Below are 22,266 nucleotides of genomic sequence, written 5' to 3'. Positions count from 1 at the left end.
TCACGGCAGCAGGAAGCCGTCCCGCACCAGGTCCCGCACCCGCGGCAGCAGGTCGGCTCGCAGCTCCCCGGCGTCCACCGACAGCACCGCGGCCAGCGCGTCGACGATGACCCCGACCGGCAGGGTGCCGTCACAGGCACCCACGAAGCCGGCCTCGGCGGTGCCGGCGTCGACGGCGCGCAGCAGACCGCGGTGCTGGCGCAGCACGATGTGCTCCGGGTCTTCCTCGCCCGGCTGGCCGATCTGCTCCTGGACGACGTGGCCGGCCACGGTCAACCGGCTGGCGAGGAGGGCGGCGTCGTCGGATCGGAGCGTGTCGGCGCGGTCGAACCAGGCCCCGATCTCCGGTCCGAGCGGCTGCTCGACGGCGTGCGCCCACTCCTCCATCCGCACCGCCGGGTCCGCGGCGCCGGATCGCCGCAGCGCCACCCAGCCGAACCCGACGCCGTCGACGTCGTTGTCGTCGAACCAGCGCAGCCACGCCTCGTATCGCTCGCGGTACGAGGGGCCGCCGAGGTCGCCGGAGTCGCGCAACCACAGCTCGACGTACTCGGCTGGGTCCTCGACCTCGCGCTGGATCACCCACGCGTCGCAGCCGGTCGCGGCTGCCCATGCGCCGACCCGTTCCTGCCAGGTCTGACCGCGCACGTGCATCCAGTTGGCCAGCGACTGCAGGATGCCGCCGTCGGCGAGCCGGGCGGCGCCGTCGACCATGACCCGGCGGGAGATCTCGTCGCCGGACAGCCCGCCGTCGCGGTACACGTGGCTGCCACCGGGCGAGACGACGAACGGCGGGTTGGTGGCGATCAGGTCGAACCGCTCACCGTCGACCGGCTCGAACAGGCTGCCGCGGCGCAGGTCGAGGTCGATGCCGTTGAGCCGGGCCGTCAGCGCCGCGAGCGCGAGGGCCCGCGGGTTCACGTCCGTCGACACGATCTGCTCGCAGTGCCGGGCCAGGTGCAGCGCCTGGACACCGCAGCCGGTACCGAGATCGAGTGCCCGCCCGGCCGGCCGGCGCACGGTGAGCTGCGCGAGCGTGCTGGACGCCGCGTTGAGGCCCAGCACGTGGTCCTCCGGGATCGGGGCGCGGTGCCCGTCCATGCCCGGAGTGAGGTCGGCGACCACCCACCAGTCACCGACGTCGTCGGCGTACGGTCGCACGTCCACGACCGCCCGCAAGCTGTCGCCGTCGCCGGACGTGGCCAGGATCCCGCCGGCGAGCAGCGCGTCGACGGGCAGCACCGCCTCCAGCGCGGATCGTCGCACCGGCGCCTGTAGCGACCACAGCCGGGTCAGTGCCGCCAGCGCCGAACCGTCGGCGGCGGTGGCCAGCAGGCCCGGAGTCGTCTCGTTACGGTCCAGTGCGGCGGCCGCGCGGGCACCGAGCAGGTCACGGACCCCGTCGACGGTGTAGCCGGCGGCCGCCAGGGCGTCGCGCAGCCGGTTGACGTCGTCGTCGGACAGGCCGGGATGTCGTGTCGTCACGCCGGTATTCTTGCCTGGTGACCGAGAACCCGTTCGGCCCGGATGTCATCGCCGCGGTCGCCCACCACATGAACGACGACCACAGCGACGACTCCGTGCTCATCGTCCGGGCGCTCGGCGACAGTCCCGCAGCCACCGCGGCGGAGGTCAGCCACCTGGACGGCACCGGTGTCGACTTCACCGTCACCGTCGGTGGGGGGCAGCGCACCGTGCGGGTCCCGTGGAGCCAGCCGCTCACCGAACGTCCGCAGATCCGCCAGGAGTTCGTCCGCATGTACCACGAGGCCGCGGCGAAGCTCGGCGTCACGCCGCGGCAGGCCGAGCAGCACTGACCCGTGCCGGTCGCGCCGCGCGCGGTCGGCGTGCGTCAGCAGTACACCGACATCCCTGGCCGGGTGCGCGAGTGGGTCGAGACGACGCTGCCAGGCCGGCTGGCCGTCGAGTCCGCTGTGCCACTGGGATGTCCGCGACGACAACCTGCTGGTCCGTCCGGACGGCAGTGTGGTGATTGTCGACTGGGGCATGGCATGCCTCGGCCCGCGGTGGAGCGACCTCTTCGTACTGGCGCTCACCTGGGCCGACCGGCCCGAGTTCGACGAGCTGATGCAGGCGGCCGACGAGCGCACGGTGACCGACCTGCTCACGCTGCTGGGCGGCTCCCAGGCCTGGCGGGCCGCGACGCGGCTGTTCGCGGGGGCGGCCCGCCGGCTCGGGGTGGCTTCGCCCGCGTGATCGAGAGGGGTCCACTACTGCCCTGGCGGTAGTCGACCCCTGTCGATCACCCGGCGCGGGTCGCGACGGCGGCGTAGGCGTCCTGCAGCCGTTCCCGGACGGTCATTCCACCGGGTGGCGGTCCGGCCGGGATTCCGAGCTGCTCCTCACGCAGCTCGGCCATGAAGCGCTCCCACAGCTGCGGACCGCCGTCAGCCAGTACTCGCGCCCGAATGGACAGTTCGTCGCTGACCGGCAACCAGCGGCTCCCCCAGTCGCCCAGCGCCGCCATGACGGGCACCAGCTCGATGGCCGGTTCGGTGAGGCTGTAGACGACCTTCTGCTTGTGCGTGGGGTCGGCTTGCTTGGTCAGCATGCCGAGCTGGACCAGGGCTTTCAGCCGGCTGGCGAGGATGTTCGACGCGATGCCTTCGAGCGACCCGGTCAGCAGCTCACGGAAGTGCCGCCGCCCGCCGAAGATCATGTCGCGGAGGATGAGCAGGCTCCACCTGTCCCCGAACACCTCCAGCGACAGGTTGATCGGGCAGCCCGACCGGTGGCCGTCGGTCACACGCGCTCCAAACTGGTTGCAATCCGATACCAGTCTACCTAGATTAGGCAGACCGATTGCGATTCGCAAGCAGTGGAGGAGTCATGGGCAAGCTGACCTACTCGATGGCCACGTCGCTGGACGGCTACGCCGTCGATGCGGACGGGAAGTTCGACTGGGCCGAACCGGACGAGGAGCTGCACACGCACTTCACTGAGGTGACGAAGTCCGTCAGCACCTATCTCTACGGCCGCCGCATGTACGAGACGATGGTCTACTGGGAGACTGCCCATACCATCCCGGACCAGCCGGAATTCGTGCTGGAATGGGCCCGGGTCTGGCGGGCGGCGGACAAGGTCGTCTACTCGTCGACCCTCGAGCAGGTGTCGAGCGAGCGGACCCGGCTCGAGCGTGAGTTCGACCCCGACGCCCTTCGCGACCTCAAGGCGGCCACCGAGGGCGAGCTCACCATCGAGGGCCCGACCCTCGCCGCCGCGGCACTCCGGGCCGGGCTGGTCGACGAGATCGGGCAGTACCTGGCACCCGTGGTGGTCGGCGGTGGCACGCCGTTCTTCCCCGACGGCGTCCGCCTCGACCTGCGGCTGCTGGAGCAGCGCCGCTTCGGCAACGGCGTCGTCCTCGTGCGCTACGCCGTCCAGCACTGATCCACGCGGCCGCCGGTGGGGCACGCTCCGGCCGGTGGGGCAAGCGCCGGTCGATGGGGCCCACCGCATCCCCGGCGGTCACCGATCAGGCTGCCGGTGCGTATGTGTGCCCATTGCAAAGCCGCAGGAACATTGCCCCTGAGCTGCAGCACCACCCTATCGACCAATGCTGTCGGGAGTTGGCTACGTTGTCGCGGCAGCGGGGCGGGACCGGTCGGCCAGCAACCGGACCGCGAGGCCGGCCAGCACCGAGCCCATCACGAACCGTTGCGTGCGCAGCCAACCCGGCCGCCGGCCCAGGAACGACGCCAGCGACCCGGCGGTCAGCACGATCAGCGCGTTCACCGTCAGCGCCACCACGATCTGCGCCAGCCCCAGCACGACGCTCTGGGTGGCGACACTGCCCCGCGCCGGGTCGACGAACTGCGGCAGCAGCGACACATACAGGATGGCGATCTTCGGGTTCAGCAGGTTGGTCACCATGCCCATGGTGAACAGCCGTCGCGGCGGGTCCGGCGGCAGCGGCTTGGGCGAGAACACCGACTCGCCGCCCGGCCGCAGCGCCTTCCACGCCAGCCACAGCAGGTAGGCGGCGCCGGCCACCTTCAGTGCCGTATACAACGCAGGCACCAGCGTGAACACCGCCGCGATACCGGCCGCGGCGGCCAGCAGGTAGACGAAGAACCCGGCGGCCACCCCGGTGAGCGAGATGAGGCCTGCCCGCCGGCCCTGGGTCACCGAACGCGACACCAGATAGATCATGTTCGGCCCAGGCGTGAGCACGAGGCCCAGGGCGACGGCAGCGATACCGAGGAGCGCGCTCGTGGTCACCATGGGCGCTGCAACCCGATGCTGGCAGAACGCATTCCCCGCCTTCGCGTTGATCTTGGAGCAATAGCAGAAACCCGGCCCGATTCGCCCGATTGATTCCGCCGTTACTCCAAGATCAACGCGAGGAGGGGGATGCTGAGGGCTACGCCGTCCGGCGGCGGCGGTCGAGCAGGGCCACCGCGAGACCGCCGGCGATCAGCGCCACCCCGACCGCCAGCACGAGACCCGCGCCGGAGCCGGTGTCCGGCAGGTCACCGGCACCGGAACCGCCAGCACCAGCACCGCTGCCCGGGCCGCCGTCCGCGTCAGTGCCGCCGTCAGTGCCGCCGTCAGTGCCGCCGTCAGTGCCGCTGTCCGAGCCACCGCCGGTGCCGTCATCGGTCCCGTCGTCCGACCCGCCGTCGTCCGACCCGCCGTCGTCCGACCCGCCGTCGTCGGAGCCGCCGTCGTCGTTGCCGGGGGGCGCCTCGGTGACGGTGAACCGCGCCGTCGCGGACCGGCCGGACGACGTACCGGTCAGCGTCACCGTCGCGGCACCTGCCGGGGTGTCGGCCGGGACCGTCCAGTCCAGCGTGACGGCGCCGTCGGCGTCGGTGATCGCGGTGAGGGTCACCGGCTCCACCTCGGCGGCCTCGGCCAGCTCGTCGGGGGTGACGAACTCCAGCGGTACTCGTACGTCGAACGTCCGGTTCGCCGCCGAGCGGTGGTCGGTGCGCAGGTACAGCACGCAACCGTCCGTCGCCGTGGTGCAGTCGGCGAACTCGTCCGCGGCGACCAGCGAGACGGACGTCGAGGCGGAGCCGTCGGTGATCGGCACCACGAGGTCCTCGCTGCCCGGGTACGGGACGTTCGTGATCCACCGGGAGGTGCCGGACCCGCCGTTCGTGTCGGCGCCGCCGATGGCCGGGGTGGCCAGGTTGCCCGCGCCGTTGTCCACCGCGGTCAGCAGGTAGAACCCGGCCGGCGCGTCCGGCGTGTTCGGTTCCAGGCCGTCCAGCGTCACCGACAGTTCACCGCCGTCGACGACCAGCAGCTTGCCGTCGCGCTGCACGAGCGGGTTGGCGTCGCCGGAGCTGACGGTCAGGGACTGACCGTTGTCGTTGTCGAAGGTGTAGGACGTGGCGGCGGCGTCGACCTGGATCGTCGCCTCGACCTCCTCGTCGGCGCCGTAGCCGGTGCCGTCGAACGCCACCGTTTCGCCCGGCGCGACCGTCTCCGGGTCGACGGTCACTGCGGCTTCCGGCTCCGGGTCCGGACCGTCCGCGGCGAACGTCACCGGGATGACGACGTCCTGGCTGCGGTCGGCGCGGTAGTCGACCGGGGTCGCGTCGGACGCCTGCGCCGAGCTGAACGCGGCGAGGAAGCACGCGTTCTCGCGGCAGTCCACCCCGGTTCCGGTGACGGTCCCGGCGACGGTGAGGGTGCGGGCCAGGTTCCCGGCCTCGTCCGCCTGGACGACGCCGTGGTGCAGCCAGCCGGTCGGCCAGCCGTACTCGGGGTGCTGTTCGGTGTTCGGTGTGAAGGCGATGGAGATCTTCCGGTTGGGCGCGAACCCCGTTCCGGACACCTCGACGACGCTGCCCGGTTCCAGGCCGTCGGTCGGGGTGACCGTGAGCTCCGGCGTGCGTGCCTCGGCGAACGAGATCGGTGTCTGCGTCGTGTAGGCCGCGTCCGCCTCCGCGTCCACCGGCGAGGTGTAGACCGCGAGCGTCGTGCCCGGCTCGACCTGGCCGGTCGCCAGCGCCACCTCGAACGAACCGGCCTCCGCCGGCGCGACGGCGACGACCTCGACGGGGTCGAGTGCCGGAACGGCGTCCTCGGTCAGCTCTCCGACACCGACTCGCAGGCCGTCGGTCAGGTCGTCGGCCGCGAACCCGGTGCCGGTGACCGTGACCTGGTCGGCGTACGGGTCGAGGTTCTCCGTCTTCGAGACGGTGACGATCGGCGTCGGCGCCGTCGGCTCCTCGCCGAGTTCGACGTTGAACGTCACCGGGTCCAGCTCGGTTCCCGCGGCATAGAAATCCGCGAACGCCGCGACTCCGTCCACCGTCAGCGTCGCCGGAACCTCAGCAGCCGACACCACACCATCGACCACCGTCACCGGGTGCTCGTTGAAGTCCAGGTCAGCCAGCGCGACATCGTCGTACGTCACCAGCTCGCCCGACGACAACGACTTGCTGGCCACATCGGCCACCAGCACACCGGACGAACCTGACACCGACACCCGCGGATCGGTCACCGTCAACTCCAGCAACGGACCCGAACCCATGTCGTGCCCGGCGAAGTACACCTCGCCCGCGAACGTCAACTCCGACTCGTCACCGGAACCCGAACCGAACCGGAACGTCCCGTCCGAGTTCTGCGTCGCCGGCTCCCGCACCTCGATCGAACCGTGCGCGATCGGCCCCGTGATGTAGTTCCGGAATGACGCCTTCACACCCCAGTCCAGCGTGCCGGTGCCCGGCTCGGGCTCCGGCTCGGGCTCCGGCTCGGGCTCGGCGACGGTGACCGGCACGGCCCGTTCCTGCTCGGCGTTGACGGTGCCACCGGCGGCGTAGGTGTAGACGCCGAACGTGCCGGTCTCCGGCCACGGGACCGGCTCACCGGTCGTCCGATCGGTCGGCTGGGCGATGGTCAGCTCGGCGGCGAAGGTGCCGTCGTCGCCGATCGGCACCCACTGCGCCCGGATCGCGCCCTGGTACTGGCTGGGCACCTGGTTCAGCGCGCCCTCGGCCAGCGCCCACAGCTGCGAGCCGACGACGCGGGCCGACGACGCGGCACCCTGCGAGGGCCGCCACTCGTCGGCGAACTTGCCGAACACCACGTACGTGCCGGCCGGCACGCCGGCCGGGATCGGCGGCCGGCTGTTCTCCGGGGCGACGTTGCCGGCCGGGTCGTACCCGGACCCCCTCACCACGACGGTGTCGCCGTAGTTCAACTCGGTGTCGCCGAGCGGTGTCTCACCGTCGGCGGCGAAGACCTCGAGCGCCGGCTCCCACACCGTCTCCGGCTCGGTTTCCTCCACCGTGACGGTGAAGGTCACCGGATCCAGCGCGGTGCCGGCGGCGTAGAAGTTCGCGAACGCAGGCACGCCGGCCTCGGTCAGCGTGGCGGGCACACCGGTCGCGGTGACGGTGTCGCCGTCGACGGTCAGCGGGGTGGCGGACAGGTCCAGCTCGGCGAGCTCCACGTCGACGTACTCGACCAGCTCGCCACTGTCCAGGCTCTTGCTGACCACGTCGGCGACGAGCACGCCCGTGGCGCCGTCGATACGGACGGCCGGATCGGTGACCGTCAGTTCCAGCAGCGGGCCGGAGCCCGAGTCGTGACCGGAGAAGTACACCTCGCCTGCGAACGCCAGATCGGCCGTACCGGCCTCACCGTCGGCTTCCCCGGCGGCGTCGGCGAACCGGAACGTGCCGTCGTCGTTGGTCGTGGCGGGCGGGTGGACCTCGACCGAGCCGTGCGCGATCGGGCCGGTGATGTAAGTGCGGAACGAGGCCTTCACGCCCCAGTCGAGGCTGCCGCCGACGACGCCGGCGGCAGCGGTGGAAACTGGCTCTGCCGCTACCGGTGCGGCCGACGCGACGACCACCAGGCCCCCGACGCCCACCGTTACGGCCAGCAACGACGACAGGGCACGTCTCGCGTGTCGGGTCAGGTCGGTTCTCACGGTCGGTTCGTCTCCTCGGTCGGACGGCGGCGTGCGATGACGAGGGCGCCTCCGGCGCCCAGCAGAGCGAGTGCGGCCAGCGCGACCGGCCCGACCGGCGACCCGGTCTCGGCCAGGTCGGATCCGGCGCCGCCGGCGGTGGTGCTGCTCGGGGACGGGCCGCCGGTGCCGGCGGTTTCGCGGTCGCCGGCCCCCGTGTCGGTGCCAGCAGCGGCACCGGATCCGGCGCCGTCGCCGCCCGCGTCCCCGCCGGCACCGGCGGCGAACGTGATCGGGATGACGACGTCGGCGCTGCGGTCCGCGGTGCGGGTGTGGTCGGCCCGGGTCCCGACGACGCAGCCGTTCGGCGCCTGCGCCGGGTCGAGGCAGTCGGTGAACTCGTCGCTGCCCGCGACCGTCAGCTGGACGTCGAACGAGCCTTTGCCGTCGACCTCCTCGAACGGCTGGGCCAGCCCTTCGCCATAGGACGGCGGGTTGGACGAGATCCAAGCTGACGCGCCTGCAGATCCTTCCATGTCAACGCCGCCGAGGCAGGGCGTCGGCTGCTGCCCGGCGCCGGTGTTGACGCAGACGACCACGTAGATGCCGGTGGCGAGGTCGAAGCCTTCGCCGTGGACGGTGACGGTCTCGCCCGCGGGATCGAGGCCCTCCACCTTCGACACGGTGATCGTCTGCCCTTCCGGGCCGGATGCCGTCGCGGCCGTCGCCGTCTCGGCGACACCCAGTGACCCCCCGACCGCGAGAAGCACCCCCAGAGCCGTGCCCCATCGACGGCGACCTGCGCGCCGTCCCGTTCCGATCGACATGTCCCACCCTTCAGTGCGATGTCGGATGACTGCGGATGAAGGAGACACTATCGGTATAGGTAAGGCTTGCCTATATTGGGATAGGCAAGCCTAAGAGTGCATACTGATGTCCACCAGGTCCACCATCGCCTCGCCCGGCGCCACGACGGCCCGGCGGACCAGCGTGGTGACCAGCGCCGACCGGAGGAGAATCCGTGCCAGCCATCCGCAGCCAGGCCCACGCCGAACACCGGACGTTCTCGCAGGCGCTACGCGAACGCAGCTGGGATCTGCACCGCCGAGCCGAGGGCGCGGGCTTCATGTCGGCACTGATGGACGGCCGGATCGACCGCAGCGGCTACGCGGCCATGGTCACCCAGCACCTGTTCATCTACGAGGCGCTCGAAGCGGTCGCCGAGAGCATGCGCGACGACCCGGTCGCCGGACCTTTCGTGTCCGACCAGCTGACCCGGGTGCCCAGCATCCGGGCCGACCTCGCCCACCTGCTGGGGCCGGACGCCGTCGACGACCTCCAGCCCCTTCCGGCCACCCGCCGGTACGCCGAGCGCATCCGGGTCACCGCGCAGTGGCCGGGCGGGTTCGTCGCCCACCACTACACCCGCTACCTGGGCGATCTCTCCGGTGGCCTGGCGATCGGTGCCACCATCGCACGCACGTACGGCTTCGAATCCGGCGGCGACGGCGTGCGGTTCTACCGCTTCCAGGGCATCACGAAGCCGAAGTTGTTCAAGGACGAGTACCGCGCCCGGCTCGACACCGCGCCGTGGAGCCCGGACGAGCGGGACCGCGTCATCGACGAAGTCCTCGTCGCCTACCAGCTGAACACCGAGGTCTTCGACGAGCTCGGCGCGCACCACCCCGTGGCCGGCTGACGTGCGCCGGCGCCTGGTCACCGGCGCGGCGGCGCTCCTCGCCGGTCTGCTTGCGATCGCCGGCTGCGTCGCCCCCGCCGACGACACCCGCTCGGCCGGCGGGAACGGCGCCGGCGAGACCGCGACGGCTGAGCCGCCCGCGGTCGTCGACGCGTGCCCCGACCCGGTCGAGGGCTTCGCGGTCACCGTCGACGCCGACGGTCAGGCGTTGCACCTGGAGGAGCCGGCCCCGGCGCCCGGCGGTGACGGCGTGGACCCGCGGGAAATCGTCGGCCCGTCCACCGCGATCGTGGACCAGGAGGTCGTGCCGATCGAGAGCACCGTGGAGCCCACCCTGCCCGTGACGGTCGAGTCCTGCGACGGCGAGACCGTGGTCGTCGACGACGCCAGCCGCATCCTCGCCGTCGACCTCTACGGCACTCTCGCCGAGATCGTCTTCAGCCTCGGCCTCGGCGACCGTGTGGTCGGCCGGGACGCGTCCACCGGGTTCCCGCAGGCCGCGGAGCTGCCGCTGGTGACACCGGGCGGGCACGACCTCAATGCCGAAGCGGTCCTCGGCCTGAACCCCTCCGTCGTGCTGACCGACGCGAGCGTCGGCCCGCCGGAGGTGCAGCAGCAGTTGCGCGACGCCGGCATCCCGGTCATCTTCTTCGACGATGCGCGGGATCTCGACCGGATCCCCGGCCAGATCCGGGCAGTCGCCGGCACCTTGGGTGTGCCCGACGCCGGGGAGGACCTACTCGACCGGACCGAGGGCGAGGTCGCCGCGGCGGTGGCCCTGGCCCCGTCCGGCGATGACCCGCTGCGCATCGCGTTCCTCTACACACGCGGCGGCATGGTCCAGCTGCTGGCGGGCCCCGGCTCCGGCGCCGATGCGATGATCCGCGCCATCGGCGCGGTCGACGTCGGCACCGACATCGGGCTCGACCGGCCGTTCACGCAGATCACGTCGGAGGCGCTGATCGAGGCCGCACCCGACGTGATCATCATGATGACCAAGGGCCTGGACTCCATCGGCGGCGTCGACGGCATGCTGCGGCTGCCCGGCGTGGCACAGACCCCGGCCGGCGAGAAGCTGCGCGTCGTCGACATGGCGGACTCGGTCCTGCTCAGCTTCGGCCCACGCAGCGGCCGAACCATCGAGGCGCTGGCCCGAGCGGTCTACCGGCCATGACGGCGGTGGTGGAACCGTCGGCGTCGACTCACTCGCCGCCCGGCACGACACCTGACCCGGCGCCGGGTCGCCGGCCGTGGTGGCGGCGCGGCCGCGGTCCCCTGCTGATCGGCGGCCTGACCTTCGCACTGGTCGTCATGACGGTGGTGTCCGCCGGTCGCGGGCAGTTGCAGATCCCGCCGGCCGAGGTCGTCGGCTCGATGATGCACCGCCTGGACGTGAACGCGGAGTGGCTGTTGGCCCGTGCCGGGCTCGACGTCGACCTGCCGTTCGACGTGGGCCCTCTTCCGCAGCACGTGCAGGGTGAGAACACGCTCTGGCTGGTCCGCTTCCCGCGTGTGGTGCTGGCGCTGCTGGTCGGCGCCGCGCTCGCGACCGCCGGCGCCCTGATGCAGGGAGTGTTCGGCAACCCCCTGGCCGAGCCGGCCATCGTCGGGGTGTCCCCCGGCGCGGCCGTCGGTGCCAGCCTGGTCTTCGTCACGGGGACGACGGCGCTGGGCGAGTGGACGGTCGCCGTCGCGGCCTTCCTGTCCGGACTCATCACCACGCTGCTGGTGTACGTGCTGTCCCGCTCGGCGGGCCGGACGGAGGTGGTGACGCTCGTGCTGACCGGCGTCGCCGTCACCGCCGTCGCGTTCGCCATCGTGGCCTTCGCGACGTTCGTCGCCACTCCGGAGGCCCGGGAGCAGATCGTCTTCTGGCAGCTAGGCAGTCTCAACGGCGCCCGCTGGCCGGCCGTCGTCGCGGTGCTGCCGTTCGTCGGGGTGGGCCTTGTACTCGCGGTGACGATGGGCCGGTCGCTGGACCTGCTGGCGCTCGGCGAGCGGTCGGCCCGGCACCTCGGCGTGCGGGTGGAGCGGCTGCGCATCGTCGCCATCGTGGCGGTCGCGATGCTGGTCGGGTCCGGTGTGGCGTTCGCCGGGGTCATCGGGTTCGTCGGCCTTGTCGTGCCGCATCTGATCCGCATGATCGCCGGGCCGGGGCACCGGGTGCTGCTGCCGGCCAGCGCCCTGGGCGGGGCACTGCTGCTGGTCAGCGCGGATCTGGTGGCACGTACCGCGATCGACTACGCCGACCTGCCGCTCGGGATGCTGACCGCACTGGTCGGTGGCCCGCTGTTCTTCTGGCTGCTACGGCGTACCCGGACTCGGCAGGGAGGCTGGGCATGAGGCTCGCAGTGCGCCGGGGGGCACGGCTGCCGGCTCCCGTCCCGGCTGGTGCGGCGGTGACCTCGGCGTCCGGCGTGAGCGTGACGCTCGGCGGGGCGCGCGTGCTCGACGACGTCAGCGTGGACGTCCGCGCCGGCGAGGTGCTCGCGCTGGTCGGCCCGAACGGCGCCGGCAAGTCGACCCTGCTCTCCGTCCTCACCGGCGACGTCCGAGTGGCCGGCGGGACGGTGGCACTTCACGGGCAGCCGCTGGGCTCGTGGACCCAGACCGAGGCGGCGATGCGCCGGTCCGTGCTGCTGCAGAAGGTGACGCTGTCGTTCCCGTTCACCGTCGCCGACGTGGTCGAGATGGGGCGGGCGCCGTGGACTGGGTCGGACCTGTCGGACGAGGACGAAGCGGCCGTCGCGGAGGCCATGGCGCAGGCCGACGTCGTCGACTTCGCCGGCCGGCGGTTCACGTCGTTGTCCGGCGGCGAGCAGGCGCGGGTCGCTCTGGCCCGCGTACTGGCCCAGCGCACCGGGCTGATGCTGCTGGACGAACCGACCGCCGCGCTGGACCTGCGTCACCAGGAACTGGTGCTCGCGGTGGCCCGGCAGCGCGCCGCGGCCGGTGCCGCCGTCGTCGTCGTCCTGCACGACCTCAACCTGGCCGCGGCGCACGCGGACCGGGTCGCGGTGCTCTCGCGCGGACGCCTGGTCTCGTGCGGGCCGCCCGCGGAGGTGCTGGTGAGCGGCCTGCTCAGCGACGTCTACGAACACGACATCGAAGTCGTCGCGCACCCGCGCTCCAGCGCGCCGGTGATCCTCCCTCGACGCTGAGGCGAAGCTGCTCCAGCACTCACCCGCGAAACTCCATGGCCAGCGGACAGCGGAACGTGTCCCTTCTCCCGCGCAGGCCGACCTGGTTGAGGTAGCGGACGACGCTTCGGTACGCACCCAACAGACTGGTTTCGGTGTAGGTCACTTTGTGTTCGGCGCAGTGAGCACGCACGATCGGCCGCGCCTTGCGCAGGTTCGGCCGGGGCATGTTCGGGAAGAGGTGGTGTTCGATCTGATAGTTCAGCCCGCCGAGCGCGAAGTCCATGGCCAGACCGCCCCTGATGTTGCGCGACATCAGCACCTGGCGGCGCAGGAAGTCGATCTTCTGGTCCGGCGCGACGATAGGCATGCCGATGTGGTTGGGCGCGAACGACCCACCGAGGAGCAGCCCGAAGAGGCCCATCTGGACGCCGAAGAAGGCCGCGGCCTTACCCGGCGGGAGCACCACCAGCAGCACGGTGACGTATCCGCCGAGACGCCCGCCGACGAACAGCGCCTCGACCCACCGGTGCTTCAGAGGCTGCCGCAGAATCGTCTGGATGCTCGCGACGTGCAGAGCGAGCCCTTCGAGCAGAAGGAGCGGGAAGAAGAAGTAGCCCTGGCGAGGTGTCAGCCGGGCGGCGAGCCCGCGGCGAGCATCGGCGACGGCCGGCGTGAAGGCCAGGACACCAGGGCCGACGTCGGGGTCGGCGTCCTCCTTGTTCGGGTTCGCGTGGTGGCGGTTGTGCTTGGACTGCCACCAGCCGTAACTGAGCCCGACGAACACCCCGGACATGACGCGAGCGCCCCACTCGTTCCAGCGGTTCGACCTGAAGATCTGCCGATGCGCGCTGTCGTGTCCGAGGAAGCCGAACTGTGCCAATACGACCGCCAGCATCGCGGCCAGGATCAGCTGAAACCACGAGTCGCCCAGGAACGCGAAGGCGACCCAGATCCCCACGAATGCCAGCACCGCCGCGGTGATCCTGGACCAGTAGTAGCCATAGCGCCTCCGCAGCAGCCCGGCCGTCCGGACCCGATGGGAGAGCTCGGTGTACGTGCTGACGTGACGTACGCGCCGCGACACGGCGGACGTCGTCGGGTGCGCTGACCCGGAATCGTCACGGGCCCCCGGATCAGCTCGTCGGTCGAGCATGCGGTCGGTGGTCATGCGGAACTCCTCGTCGTCGTGTCTGGCCGCCAGCCCTCAGGGGACCGCCCTCGGATCGCGTGGTCGGGAGATTGGATGCGGTAGACGCCGACATCGGGCGTGATCACACCGACGAATTGGGGGCGATTGCATGATCATGACCCGTTTCGGCGGCCCCGGCCGACCTTCCTTCGTATGTACGGCGCCGAAGCCTCGAAACGGCTCTCTACCATGCGCCTATGTCACGAACTCCGTACCCGGATCGCACGCATTCATTCGCCGACAGGATCAGGGAGGATCGAATGCGGGCCCTAGCGGACGGTGCGCAGCCAGAGCCGCTGCAGGGGAGTCTCCACGGCGTGCCGGTTGTAGTGCTCGCGGATCCAGCCGACGGCGTCCCCCACCGGTACCCCATCGAGGATGGCGATGGCCGCCAGGGCCGTTCCGGTGCGGCCGCGCCCGCCGAGGCACATGACCTCGACCCGTTCGCCGTCGCGAGCCCGGCGGTACGCCTCGTGCAGGGCGGCCAGCGCGTCGGCGCGGTTCCTGGGGATCCAGAAGTCCGGCCAGTCGACCCGGCGGTGTGGCCAAGCCGGCAGCGGGCCGCCCGTCAGCACCAGCGCGAAGTCGGCGGGGCTGACGGTGGCACCGATCCGCCGGCCGCGCAGCGTCACCCCCGACGGCATCGTCACGAGTCCGTCGTCATCCAGCCAGCCGGCGCTCATGACCCCGATTCTGCGGGAACCGGCTGCGTGGCGGCAGGGCTTGGACGTCCGCCGTCCGCGAACTGCGCGGGACCGGAGCCGCGCCGCAGCCCGACCGCGATACCGGTGCCGCACAACAGCGCACCGACCAGCGCCGCCGGCGACCAAACCGAGGTCCCGGCGACCACACCCGCCAGCACACCAGCGATCGGCATGACGCCGGCGAACAGGCCGGCGCGGTCCGCGCCCAGCCGCAGCACCCCGCCATACCAGAGCAGGAACGCGATGGCCGTCGTGCCCACGGCGAGGAAGCCCAGCGTGGCCACCTCGGCCACCGTCGGGACGACGAGGTCGGCGCCTGGTTCCATCACGGCCACCCCGGCCAGCAGCGGCACGGCGACGAGGCAGGCCGCGGCCGAGACCCGCAGCGGGCCCCACGCGCGCAGCAGGGGAACCGCCAGCAGGGTGAACGCGGCCTCACACAGCAGGAACCCGACGGCATACGGGACGGCGCCGAGCGGGGCGGTCGTCGCGCCCTGGACCACGAGGATCCCGGCCACGACGGCCACACTGCCCGCCACCGTCCGGGCATGTACCCGGCCGCCGTCGAGCAGCGGTCCGGCCAGCGCGAGCACCAGCGGTGTCGCACCGATGACGGCCGCGAAGAACGCCGGGTCGGAGCGCTGGGTGCCCTCGATCAGCAACCAGTTGAAAGCAGCCAGACCGGTGCCGGCCAGCAGCACCAGCCGCCCGAGCTGGCGCAGCCGTGGCCGCGGCATCGGCACGCCACGCGCGACCATCACGCCGACCAGCACGAGCCCGGCCAGCAGATAGCGCCAGGCCTGGCCGGCGAGTACCGGGTAGCCGGCCAGGAAGGGCGCCAACGCGATCGACGTGCCGACGACGGTCATCCCGGCTGTGCAGGCCAGAGCGCCGGTAGCTGTGGGCGACAGGGCGGCGAAGCGGTTCATGGCGACGATCGTCGCCCAGTGAACTGGCCTATGGACAGGTCCAGTCGAGCGCTGGTTCACTAGGCCAGTGGCTTCGGATGCCGCGGCCGAACTGGCCGCCTCGTGGGGACCCCCGCCGTCCACCGGCAAGGCGGTCTGGCTGCGCTCCCGGGTCATCGACGCGATCCAGACCGGGCGGCTGCTGCCCGGCGAGGCTCTGCCCGGCGCCCGCGACCTCGCCGCCGCCCTCGGCGTCGCCCGCGGCACCGCGGACACCGTCTACGCCCAGCTGCTGGACGAGGGATTCATCCGCTCGCGGCCACGCCGCAGGCCGGTCGTCGCCGGTGGCGTCGGCGCCGGTGCGCCCGCCCTCACCCCGGCCGTCTCCTCCGCACCGCCCCCGACACCCGGCGTGCCCGACAGCGCGCTGTTCCCGCACCGTGCCTGGGCCGCGGCGTCCCGGGCCGCTCAGGCGGGCCTGTCGGCGGCGGACCTCGGCTACCCCGATCCGGCCGGGCACCCCCGGCTGCGCACCCGGCTGGCGGAGTGGCTGAGCCGCACCCGCGGCGTCGCGGCCACACCTGATCAGGTACATGTCACCGCCGGCGTCTCGCATGCGCTGTGGCTGCTGACGGCGACGCTGGCTGCCGAATCGTGGGCGGTCGAGCAGCCGTGCTCGCCGGGCACCACGCACCACCTCAACCACCGGCCGGTCGGCGTCGACCCGGTGCCCATCGACGACGACGGCATCGATCCGGCGTTGATCCCGGCCAGCTCCGGCGTCGTCCTGCTGACACCGAGCCACCAGTACCCCACCGGTGTCCAGTTGTCCGCGCCGCGGCGGCGAGCGCTCGTCGACGCCTGCCGCGTCGCCGGCCGGTGGATCGTCGAGGACGACTACGACTCGCACCTGGCCGCGCCCGGTGTCGTCCCGGCAGCCGTGCAGGCGCTGGCTCCCGAACTCGTCATACTGACCGGCTCGCTGTCGAAGCTCCTGGCGCCGGGGCTGCGCATGGGCTGGATCGTGGCACCGCCGGCGGTGGCGGCACAGCTGCGGCAGCAGCGGCAGGAGTCCGACCTGGGGGTGTCGACGGTGTTGCAACTGACGGTGGCCGAGTTGATCTCGTCCGGCGGGCTGGACCGGCACCTGCGGCGGGCCCGGCGCGAGTACGACCGGCGGCGTGAGCTCCTGACCGGGCGCGTCGCGCAACTCGGGTACCACGTGGCCGGCGCGCCCGTCGGTGTGCACGCGTTCGCCCGCACCGATGGCCCCGATCACCGGCCCGGCTCTGCTCTGATGCGGGAGATGGCGAACGCCGGAGTGCCGGCCGTCGCGGTTGACGACGACCGGCACTCCGGCGTGGTGATCTCGGTGGCGGCCGCCCGCTAGGTGAACCCGTCAGGCGACGGGTCCCGCGGGCGGGCCGCCGGTCAGACGGCCGCCTGCTCCCGGGCCGGCTCCTCCTCGCCGATGACGGTGGAGCGCCGCTTCGAGAACCAGACCGCCGCGACGATGATCACGAGAGCGGCGATCGCGATGCTGTACCGCAGCGCATCGTTCTCGCCGGAGCCGACGCTCATCGTCACGATGGCCGGGGCGATCAGCACGGAGACCAGGTTCATCACCTTGATCAGGGGGTTGATCGCGGGGCCGGCGGTGTCCTTGAACGGGTCACCGACGGTGTCACCGATGACGGTGGCGTCGTGCGCGGCCGAGCCCTTACCGCCGTGCAGACCGTCCTCGACCAGCTTCTTCGAGTTGTCCCACGCGCCACCGGAGTTGGCCAGGAACACCGCCATCAGGACGCCGGTCGCGATGGCACCGGCCAGGTAGCCGGCCAGCGGACCGGTGCCGAGGCCGAAGCCGACGGCGATCGGGGCCAACGCGGCGAGCAGACCCGGCGTCGCCAGCTCACGCAGCGAGTCCTTGGTGACGATGTCGACGACGCGACCGTACGCCGGCGTGGTGGTGCCGGCCATGATGCCCGGGTCCTCGCGGAACTGACGACGGACCTCGAACACGACCGCTCCCGCCGCCCGGCCGACGGCGTTGATGGCCAGGCCGGAGAACAGGAACACGACCGCCGCACCGATGATCACACCGACCAGGACGTTCGGCGACACGATGCTCAGCAGGAAGGAGTCGTCTCCGGAGATGTCGCCGGCGACGTTGCGCAGCTCCCGCTCGATGGCGTCCATGTAGGAACCGAACAGCGCGGTCGCCGCCAGCACGGCCGTCGCGATCGCGATGCCCTTGGTGATGGCCTTCGTGGTGTTGCCGACGGCGTCCAGCTCGGTGAGGATCTGCGCGCCCTCGCCGTCGACGTCGCCGGACATCTCGGCGATGCCCTGGGCGTTGTCCGAAACCGGGCCGAAGGTATCCATCGCCACGATGACGCCGACCGTGGTCAGCAAGCCGGTACCGGCCACCGCGATGAGGAACAGCGACAGCACGACCGAGCCGGCACCCAGCAGGAACGCACCGTAGACGGCGGCGCCGATCACCAGAGCGGTGTACACGGCCGACTCCAGGCCCAGCGCGAAGCCGGACAGGATGACCGTGGCCGGACCGGTCAGCGACGTGCGTCCGACGTCCCGCGTCGGCTTCTTGTCGGTGCCGGTGAAGTAGCCGGTCAGCCACAGGATGATGCCGGCCAGCACGATGCCGAGGAAAACCGCCACCGACGCGAGCACCCGCGGGTCGCCGTCGTGGTCGCCGAGGCCACCGTCGAGCTGCGCGAACGTGTCGGGCAGATACGCGAACGCGGCTACCGCACACAGTACCGCCGAGACCACAGCGGAGATGTAGAACGACCGGTTGATGGTGGTGAGGCCGTTCTCACCGGGACGCGGCCGGGTCAGGTAGATGCCGAGGACCGCCGTCAGCGCACCGATGGCCGGCACGATCAGCGGGAAGACCAGGCCCTCCTGGCCGAACGCGGCCTGGCCGAGGATCAGCGCGGCCACGAGCATCACGGCGTAGGACTCGAACAGGTCCGCGGCCATGCCGGCGCAGTCACCGACGTTGTCGCCCACGTTGTCGGCGATGGTCGCCGCGTTGCGGGGGTCGTCCTCGGGGATGCCCTGCTCGACCTTGCCGACGAGGTCGGCACCCACGTCGGCGGCCTTGGTGAAGATGCCGCCACCGACTCGCATGAACATGGCCAGCAGCGCCGCACCGAAGCCGAAGCCCTCGAGCACCGTCGGTGCGTCCTCCTGATACGCCAGGACGACGACAGCGGCACCGAGTAGGCCCAGCCCGACAGTGGCCATACCGACCACGCCGCCGGTCCGGAACGCCACCCGCATGGCGGGGTCGCGCCCCTCGTCGCGGGCGGCGGCCGCCACCCGGACGTTCGCGCGCGTCGACAGCCACATGCCGAGATAGCCAATGGCGGCAGAGAAGGCAGCGCCGACGAGGAAGAACAGGGACCGCCCGAATCGGACACCAGTGTCCCCGGGCAGCAAGAAGAGCAGGCCGAACACCAGCACCACGAAGATGGCGAGCGTTCGGAACTGGCGGTTGAGGTAGGCCGCGGCGCCCTCCTGCACGGCGCGCGCGATCGTCTTCATGTTCTCGGTGCCCTCACTGGCAGCGAGAACCTCCCGGCGAAACAGCGCCGCCATCGCCAGGGCCGCCACCGCGATCAACGCGACGACGACCACATAGGAGAGGTTGAGCCCGGTCATTCGTCCTCCTTGACGTAGCCCTCGGGCAGGGCTTGTGAAACACTCATCCGCGCTGCGGCCGTGGTGGCCGAGCGCTGACAGTTGACTCGTTCGGGACCGGATGCCAGAAAGTCGGCCCTCGACATCCGGCTGACTCGCGGAGTCTAAAGGGCCGACAGCCCAAAGGTCACGCCGGTGTACCCCAGCACTGCCTGCAGCGCCGTGTGACAGTACCCACACGACGCGGGTTCACAACGACCCCTCAGGCACCGTCGCTGGCGGCGACAGCCTCCTCGAGGCTCTCGTGGATGGGGAAGACCTTCGTCAGTCCGGTGATCCGGAAGATCTTGAGGATGCGCTCGGAGTTGCACACCAGCCGCAGAGACCCGTCGTGCTGGCCCACGCGCTTCAGCCCACCGACGAGCACCCCCAGACCGGTGGAGTCGAGGAACTCGACCGCCCGCATGTCGACCACGATGTGGTAGTGGCCGGAGTCGACGAGTTCGACGAGTTGGTCGCGCAGTCTCGGCGCCGTGTAGACGTCGATCTCACCCCCGACGACGACCACACTGCGGCCGCTCTCGGTACGGGTCGACAACGACAGGTCCACGCAGATCCTCCATGCCTCATCGGTCAGACACTCAGCTCTCACCGCATGCCGGGCTCATCCGCATTCAACCATGATGCGAGACTCACCAGGTGCCCCGCCCGAACGACCTGCTCGATGTGCTGCTGTCCGGCCCGCACCGGTCCGGACGTGTCACGCACATCGAATCGATCCCTGCCCGGGCCGCGAGTCCCGCTACCTGGCCGGAATGGGTGGACCCGGTGGTACGCGGACGCTTCGTGACCGCTGGCATAGTAGCGCCCTGGACGCACCAGGCACAGGCTGCGTCGCTGGCGTGGTCCGGACGGTCGGTCGTGGTGGCGACCGGGACGGCGTCGGGGAAGTCACTGGCGTACCAGCTGCCGGCGCTGACGGCGGCCCGCTCGGGCCGGCGGGCCGGTGGGACCACGTTGTACATCTCGCCGACCAAGGCGCTGGCCGCCGACCAGCTGCGTTCGCTCGACGAGCTCGGCGTGCCGGACGTCGTCGCGACCACCTACGACGGCGACACGCCGGTCGAGCTGCGCGATGTGGCGCGCGCGCACGCGACGTACCTGCTGACCAACCCCGACATGCTGCACCACGCGATGCTGCCGGCCCACCACCGCTGGGCCGGATTCCTGCGGGCCCTGCGGTTCGTCGTCGTGGACGAGTGTCACGGCTACCGCGGCGTGTTCGGCTCGCACGTGGCCCAGGTGCTGCGCCGGTTGCGGCGGGTGTGCGCCCTCTATGGCGCATCGCCCACGTTCGTGCTCGCCTCGGCGACGACGGCGGACCCGGCACACACCGCGGAGCTGCTGACGGGCCTCCCGGTCGAGGCGGTGACCGTGGACGGCTCCCCGAGCGGTTCGAAGACGTTCCTGCTGTGGGAGCCGCCGTTGTCGGCCGACGACGGCACCCGGCGGCGCAGCGTGCTGGCCGAGACCGCCGACCTGCTGGCCGACCTCGTGGTCGCCGACGCCCGCACGGTGGCGTTCGTCCGGTCCCGGCGGGCAGCCGAGACGGTGGCGGGACTGGCCCGCGACGCCCTCGCGCCGGTGGACGAGTCGCTGCCCGGACGGGTGGCGTCGTACCGGGCCGGCTATCTCGCGTACGAGCGACGCGGCCTCGAAGCGGCGCTGAACGACGGCTCGCTGGTCGGTCTCGCCGCGACGACGGCCCTGGAGCTGGGTGTCGACGTGAGCGGACTGGACGCGGTGTTGATCGCCGGCTGGCCGGGGACCCGCGCATCGCTGTGGCAGCAGTCGGGCCGGGCCGGGCGGGCCGGACAGGACTGCCTCGCGATCCTGCTGGCCAGCGACGACCCGCTCGACTCCTACCTCGTCCAGCACCCGGAGGCGATCTTCGGGCAGCCGGTGGAAGCGACCGTCCTCGATCCGGACAACCCGTACGTGCTCGCGCCGCACCTGTGCGCGGCGGCCGCTGAACGCCCACTGACCATCGCGGACGCGTCGGTTTTCGGCCCGTCCACCGACGACGTCCTCGCCACCCTGGAGCACAGGCGGCTGCTGCGCCGGCGGATCAAGGCCGAGACCACCTGGCACTGGACCAGGCGCGAGCGGCCCACGGAGCTGGCCGACCTGCGCGGCTCAGGCGGCCTGGTCAGCCTGATCGAGCTGGACACCGGCCGCGTTCTGGGCACCGTCGACCAGGTGCGCGCCCACTCCACCGCCCATCCCGGCGCCGTGTACCTGCACCAGGGTGAGACGTACCTGATCGAGAGCCTCGACCTCGACGAAGGTGTCGCTATGGCGATCGGGGGCGCCCCCGACTACACGACGACCGCCCGCACGGTCAGCACGCTGCGAGTGCTCGAGGAGTCGTCCTCGGTCGACTGGGGCGAGGCGCAGCTCACCCTCGGCTCCGTCGAGGTCAGCAGCCAGGTGGTGGGCTACCTGAAGCGGGCGCTGCGCAGCGGCGAAGTACTCGGCGAGGTGCCTCTGGACCTGCCCGAGCGCCGGCTGCGCACCCGCTCGGTCTGGTGGACCCTGCCCGACGACGCCATCGCCGGGGCAGGCGTCTCCGCGGCGGACGCGCCCGGGGCCGCCCACGCCGCGGAGCACGCGTCCATCGGCATCCTGCCGCTGGTGGCCAGCTGCGACCGGTGGGACATCGGCGGGCTGTCCACCGTGCTGCACCCGGACACCGGCCTGCTCACCGTCTTCGTCCACGACGGCCACCCGGGCGGTGCCGGATTCGCCGAACGCGGCTTCCACGCGGCCCGCGAGTGGCTGGCCGCGACCCGCGAGGCGGTGGCGACCTGCCCGTGCCGCGACGGCTGCCCGTCCTGCGTGCAGTCGCCGAAATGCGGGAACGGCAACGAGCCACTCCACAAGGCCGGCGCCGTCCGCCTGCTCGACGCCGTACTGGCCCAGGCGCGCTGAGCACGCTCGGTCGGCAGGCCCGGCGCGGCGTCCGCAAACCCAGCCGATCTGCCGACTCGCCGGCCGCCC

The 22,266-nt window shown here is 71.7% G+C and carries 19 protein-coding genes; 9 read left to right on the top strand and 10 right to left on the bottom strand.

Going from position 1 to position 22,266, the window contains the following annotated elements; translation table 11 throughout:
* Positions 1-1,485: a DUF7059 domain-containing protein gene (locus tag JIAGA_RS0101960; protein WP_051425568.1), complete on the bottom strand. Its 1,485-nt coding sequence runs from the start codon at positions 1,483-1,485 to the stop codon at positions 1-3.
* A 17-nt stretch (positions 1,486-1,502) separates the two neighbouring features.
* On the opposite strand from JIAGA_RS0101960, the gene JIAGA_RS35155 reads away from it, so the two are divergent.
* Positions 1,503-1,817, top strand: a complete 315-nt coding sequence (locus JIAGA_RS35155; RefSeq protein ID WP_026874365.1) for a DUF2470 domain-containing protein — start codon at positions 1,503-1,505, stop codon at positions 1,815-1,817.
* 55 nt (positions 1,818-1,872) lie between these two features.
* Complete coding sequence (locus tag JIAGA_RS35490) at positions 1,873-2,217, top strand: phosphotransferase (protein WP_342673679.1); 345 nt, start codon at positions 1,873-1,875, stop codon at positions 2,215-2,217.
* A gap of 46 nt (positions 2,218-2,263) precedes the next feature.
* Here the strand turns inward: JIAGA_RS35490 and JIAGA_RS0101945 are convergent, their stop codons facing one another.
* Positions 2,264-2,767 (bottom strand): winged helix-turn-helix transcriptional regulator, encoded by a 504-nt coding sequence (locus JIAGA_RS0101945; RefSeq protein ID WP_026874363.1) that lies wholly within the window; start codon positions 2,765-2,767, stop codon positions 2,264-2,266.
* Positions 2,768-2,850: 83 nt separating this feature from the next.
* Here JIAGA_RS0101945 and JIAGA_RS0101940 point away from each other — a divergent pair, with 83 nt between their 5' ends.
* Entirely contained in the window at positions 2,851-3,411 is a 561-nt protein-coding gene (locus tag JIAGA_RS0101940) for a dihydrofolate reductase family protein (protein ID WP_026874362.1), read from the top strand.
* Positions 3,412-3,594: 183 nt separating this feature from the next.
* Here JIAGA_RS0101940 and JIAGA_RS0101935 read toward each other — a convergent pair whose 3' ends face one another.
* The 3 genes from JIAGA_RS0101935 to JIAGA_RS0101925 all read right to left on the bottom strand — a co-directional run bounded on the left by JIAGA_RS0101935 (position 3,595) and on the right by JIAGA_RS0101925 (position 8,664).
* Positions 3,595-4,245: a LysE family translocator gene (locus tag JIAGA_RS0101935; RefSeq protein WP_026874361.1), complete on the bottom strand. Its 651-nt coding sequence runs from the start codon at positions 4,243-4,245 to the stop codon at positions 3,595-3,597.
* A 139-nt stretch (positions 4,246-4,384) separates the two neighbouring features.
* The gene (locus tag JIAGA_RS32680) at positions 4,385-7,915 is read right to left on the bottom strand and encodes an HtaA domain-containing protein (protein ID WP_169738799.1); all 3,531 of its coding nucleotides are present in this window, start codon (positions 7,913-7,915) and stop codon (positions 4,385-4,387) included.
* Entirely contained in the window at positions 7,912-8,664 is a 753-nt protein-coding gene (locus tag JIAGA_RS0101925; RefSeq protein WP_211239469.1) for a hypothetical protein, read from the bottom strand. The genes JIAGA_RS32680 and JIAGA_RS0101925 overlap by 4 nt, the downstream gene beginning before the upstream one ends.
* Positions 8,665-8,915: 251 nt before the next feature.
* Here JIAGA_RS0101925 and JIAGA_RS0101920 point away from each other — a divergent pair, with 251 nt between their 5' ends.
* From JIAGA_RS0101920 to JIAGA_RS0101905, 4 genes are read left to right on the top strand one after another with little or no spacing between them, the layout of a single operon-like run.
* Positions 8,916-9,593, top strand: coding sequence for a biliverdin-producing heme oxygenase (locus JIAGA_RS0101920; RefSeq protein ID WP_211239468.1), 678 nt, complete (start codon positions 8,916-8,918; stop codon positions 9,591-9,593).
* A 1-nt stretch (position 9,594) separates the two neighbouring features.
* Positions 9,595-10,767, top strand: coding sequence for a heme/hemin ABC transporter substrate-binding protein (locus JIAGA_RS0101915; RefSeq protein ID WP_026874358.1), 1,173 nt, complete (start codon positions 9,595-9,597; stop codon positions 10,765-10,767).
* Entirely contained in the window at positions 10,764-11,936 is a 1,173-nt protein-coding gene (locus JIAGA_RS0101910; RefSeq protein ID WP_051425566.1) for a FecCD family ABC transporter permease, read from the top strand. The genes JIAGA_RS0101915 and JIAGA_RS0101910 overlap by 4 nt, the downstream gene beginning before the upstream one ends.
* A complete protein-coding gene (locus JIAGA_RS0101905) occupies positions 11,933-12,754 on the top strand; it encodes a heme ABC transporter ATP-binding protein (RefSeq protein ID WP_026874356.1) in 822 nt (273 codons plus the stop codon). Before JIAGA_RS0101910 ends, JIAGA_RS0101905 begins: the two co-directional genes overlap by 4 nt.
* A 19-nt stretch (positions 12,755-12,773) precedes the next feature.
* On the opposite strand, the gene JIAGA_RS0101900 is transcribed toward JIAGA_RS0101905, so the two are convergent.
* From JIAGA_RS0101900 to JIAGA_RS34215, 3 genes are all read right to left on the bottom strand, one after another.
* Positions 12,774-13,904: a fatty acid desaturase family protein gene (locus tag JIAGA_RS0101900; protein WP_169738798.1), complete on the bottom strand. Its 1,131-nt coding sequence runs from the start codon at positions 13,902-13,904 to the stop codon at positions 12,774-12,776.
* 290 nt (positions 13,905-14,194) lie between these two features.
* Positions 14,195-14,608 carry a protein-tyrosine phosphatase family protein gene (locus JIAGA_RS0101895; protein WP_026874354.1) on the bottom strand — a complete coding sequence of 138 codons (414 nt, stop codon included), beginning with the start codon at positions 14,606-14,608 and terminating at the stop codon, positions 14,195-14,197.
* Positions 14,605-15,558 carry a DMT family transporter gene (locus JIAGA_RS34215; RefSeq protein ID WP_051425565.1) on the bottom strand — a complete coding sequence of 318 codons (954 nt, stop codon included), beginning with the start codon at positions 15,556-15,558 and terminating at the stop codon, positions 14,605-14,607. Before JIAGA_RS34215 ends, JIAGA_RS0101895 begins: the two co-directional genes overlap by 4 nt.
* A gap of 67 nt (positions 15,559-15,625) precedes the next feature.
* Here JIAGA_RS34215 and JIAGA_RS26955 point away from each other — a divergent pair, with 67 nt between their 5' ends.
* Positions 15,626-16,927, top strand: coding sequence for an aminotransferase-like domain-containing protein (locus JIAGA_RS26955; protein ID WP_051425564.1), 1,302 nt, complete (start codon positions 15,626-15,628; stop codon positions 16,925-16,927).
* A gap of 41 nt (positions 16,928-16,968) precedes the next feature.
* Here the strand turns inward: JIAGA_RS26955 and JIAGA_RS0101880 are convergent, their stop codons facing one another.
* Together JIAGA_RS0101880 and JIAGA_RS0101875 are read right to left on the bottom strand one after the other, a co-directional pair.
* A complete protein-coding gene (locus tag JIAGA_RS0101880) occupies positions 16,969-19,227 on the bottom strand; it encodes a sodium-translocating pyrophosphatase (protein ID WP_026874353.1) in 2,259 nt (752 codons plus the stop codon).
* A 241-nt stretch (positions 19,228-19,468) separates the two neighbouring features.
* A complete protein-coding gene (locus JIAGA_RS0101875; RefSeq protein WP_026874352.1) occupies positions 19,469-19,816 on the bottom strand; it encodes an STAS domain-containing protein in 348 nt (115 codons plus the stop codon).
* A gap of 89 nt (positions 19,817-19,905) precedes the next feature.
* On the opposite strand from JIAGA_RS0101875, the gene JIAGA_RS26950 reads away from it, so the two are divergent.
* On the top strand, positions 19,906-22,197 hold the full coding sequence (locus tag JIAGA_RS26950) for a DEAD/DEAH box helicase (RefSeq protein ID WP_035811969.1): 2,292 nt from the start codon (positions 19,906-19,908) through the stop codon (positions 22,195-22,197).
* The last annotated feature ends 69 nt before the right edge of the window (positions 22,198-22,266 follow it).

The sequence above is a fragment of the Jiangella gansuensis DSM 44835 genome, assembly GCF_000515395.1.
GTDB classification, from domain to species: Bacteria; Actinomycetota; Actinomycetes; order Jiangellales; family Jiangellaceae; genus Jiangella; species Jiangella gansuensis.
This window is presented reverse-complemented; position numbering and strand designations above follow the sequence as displayed.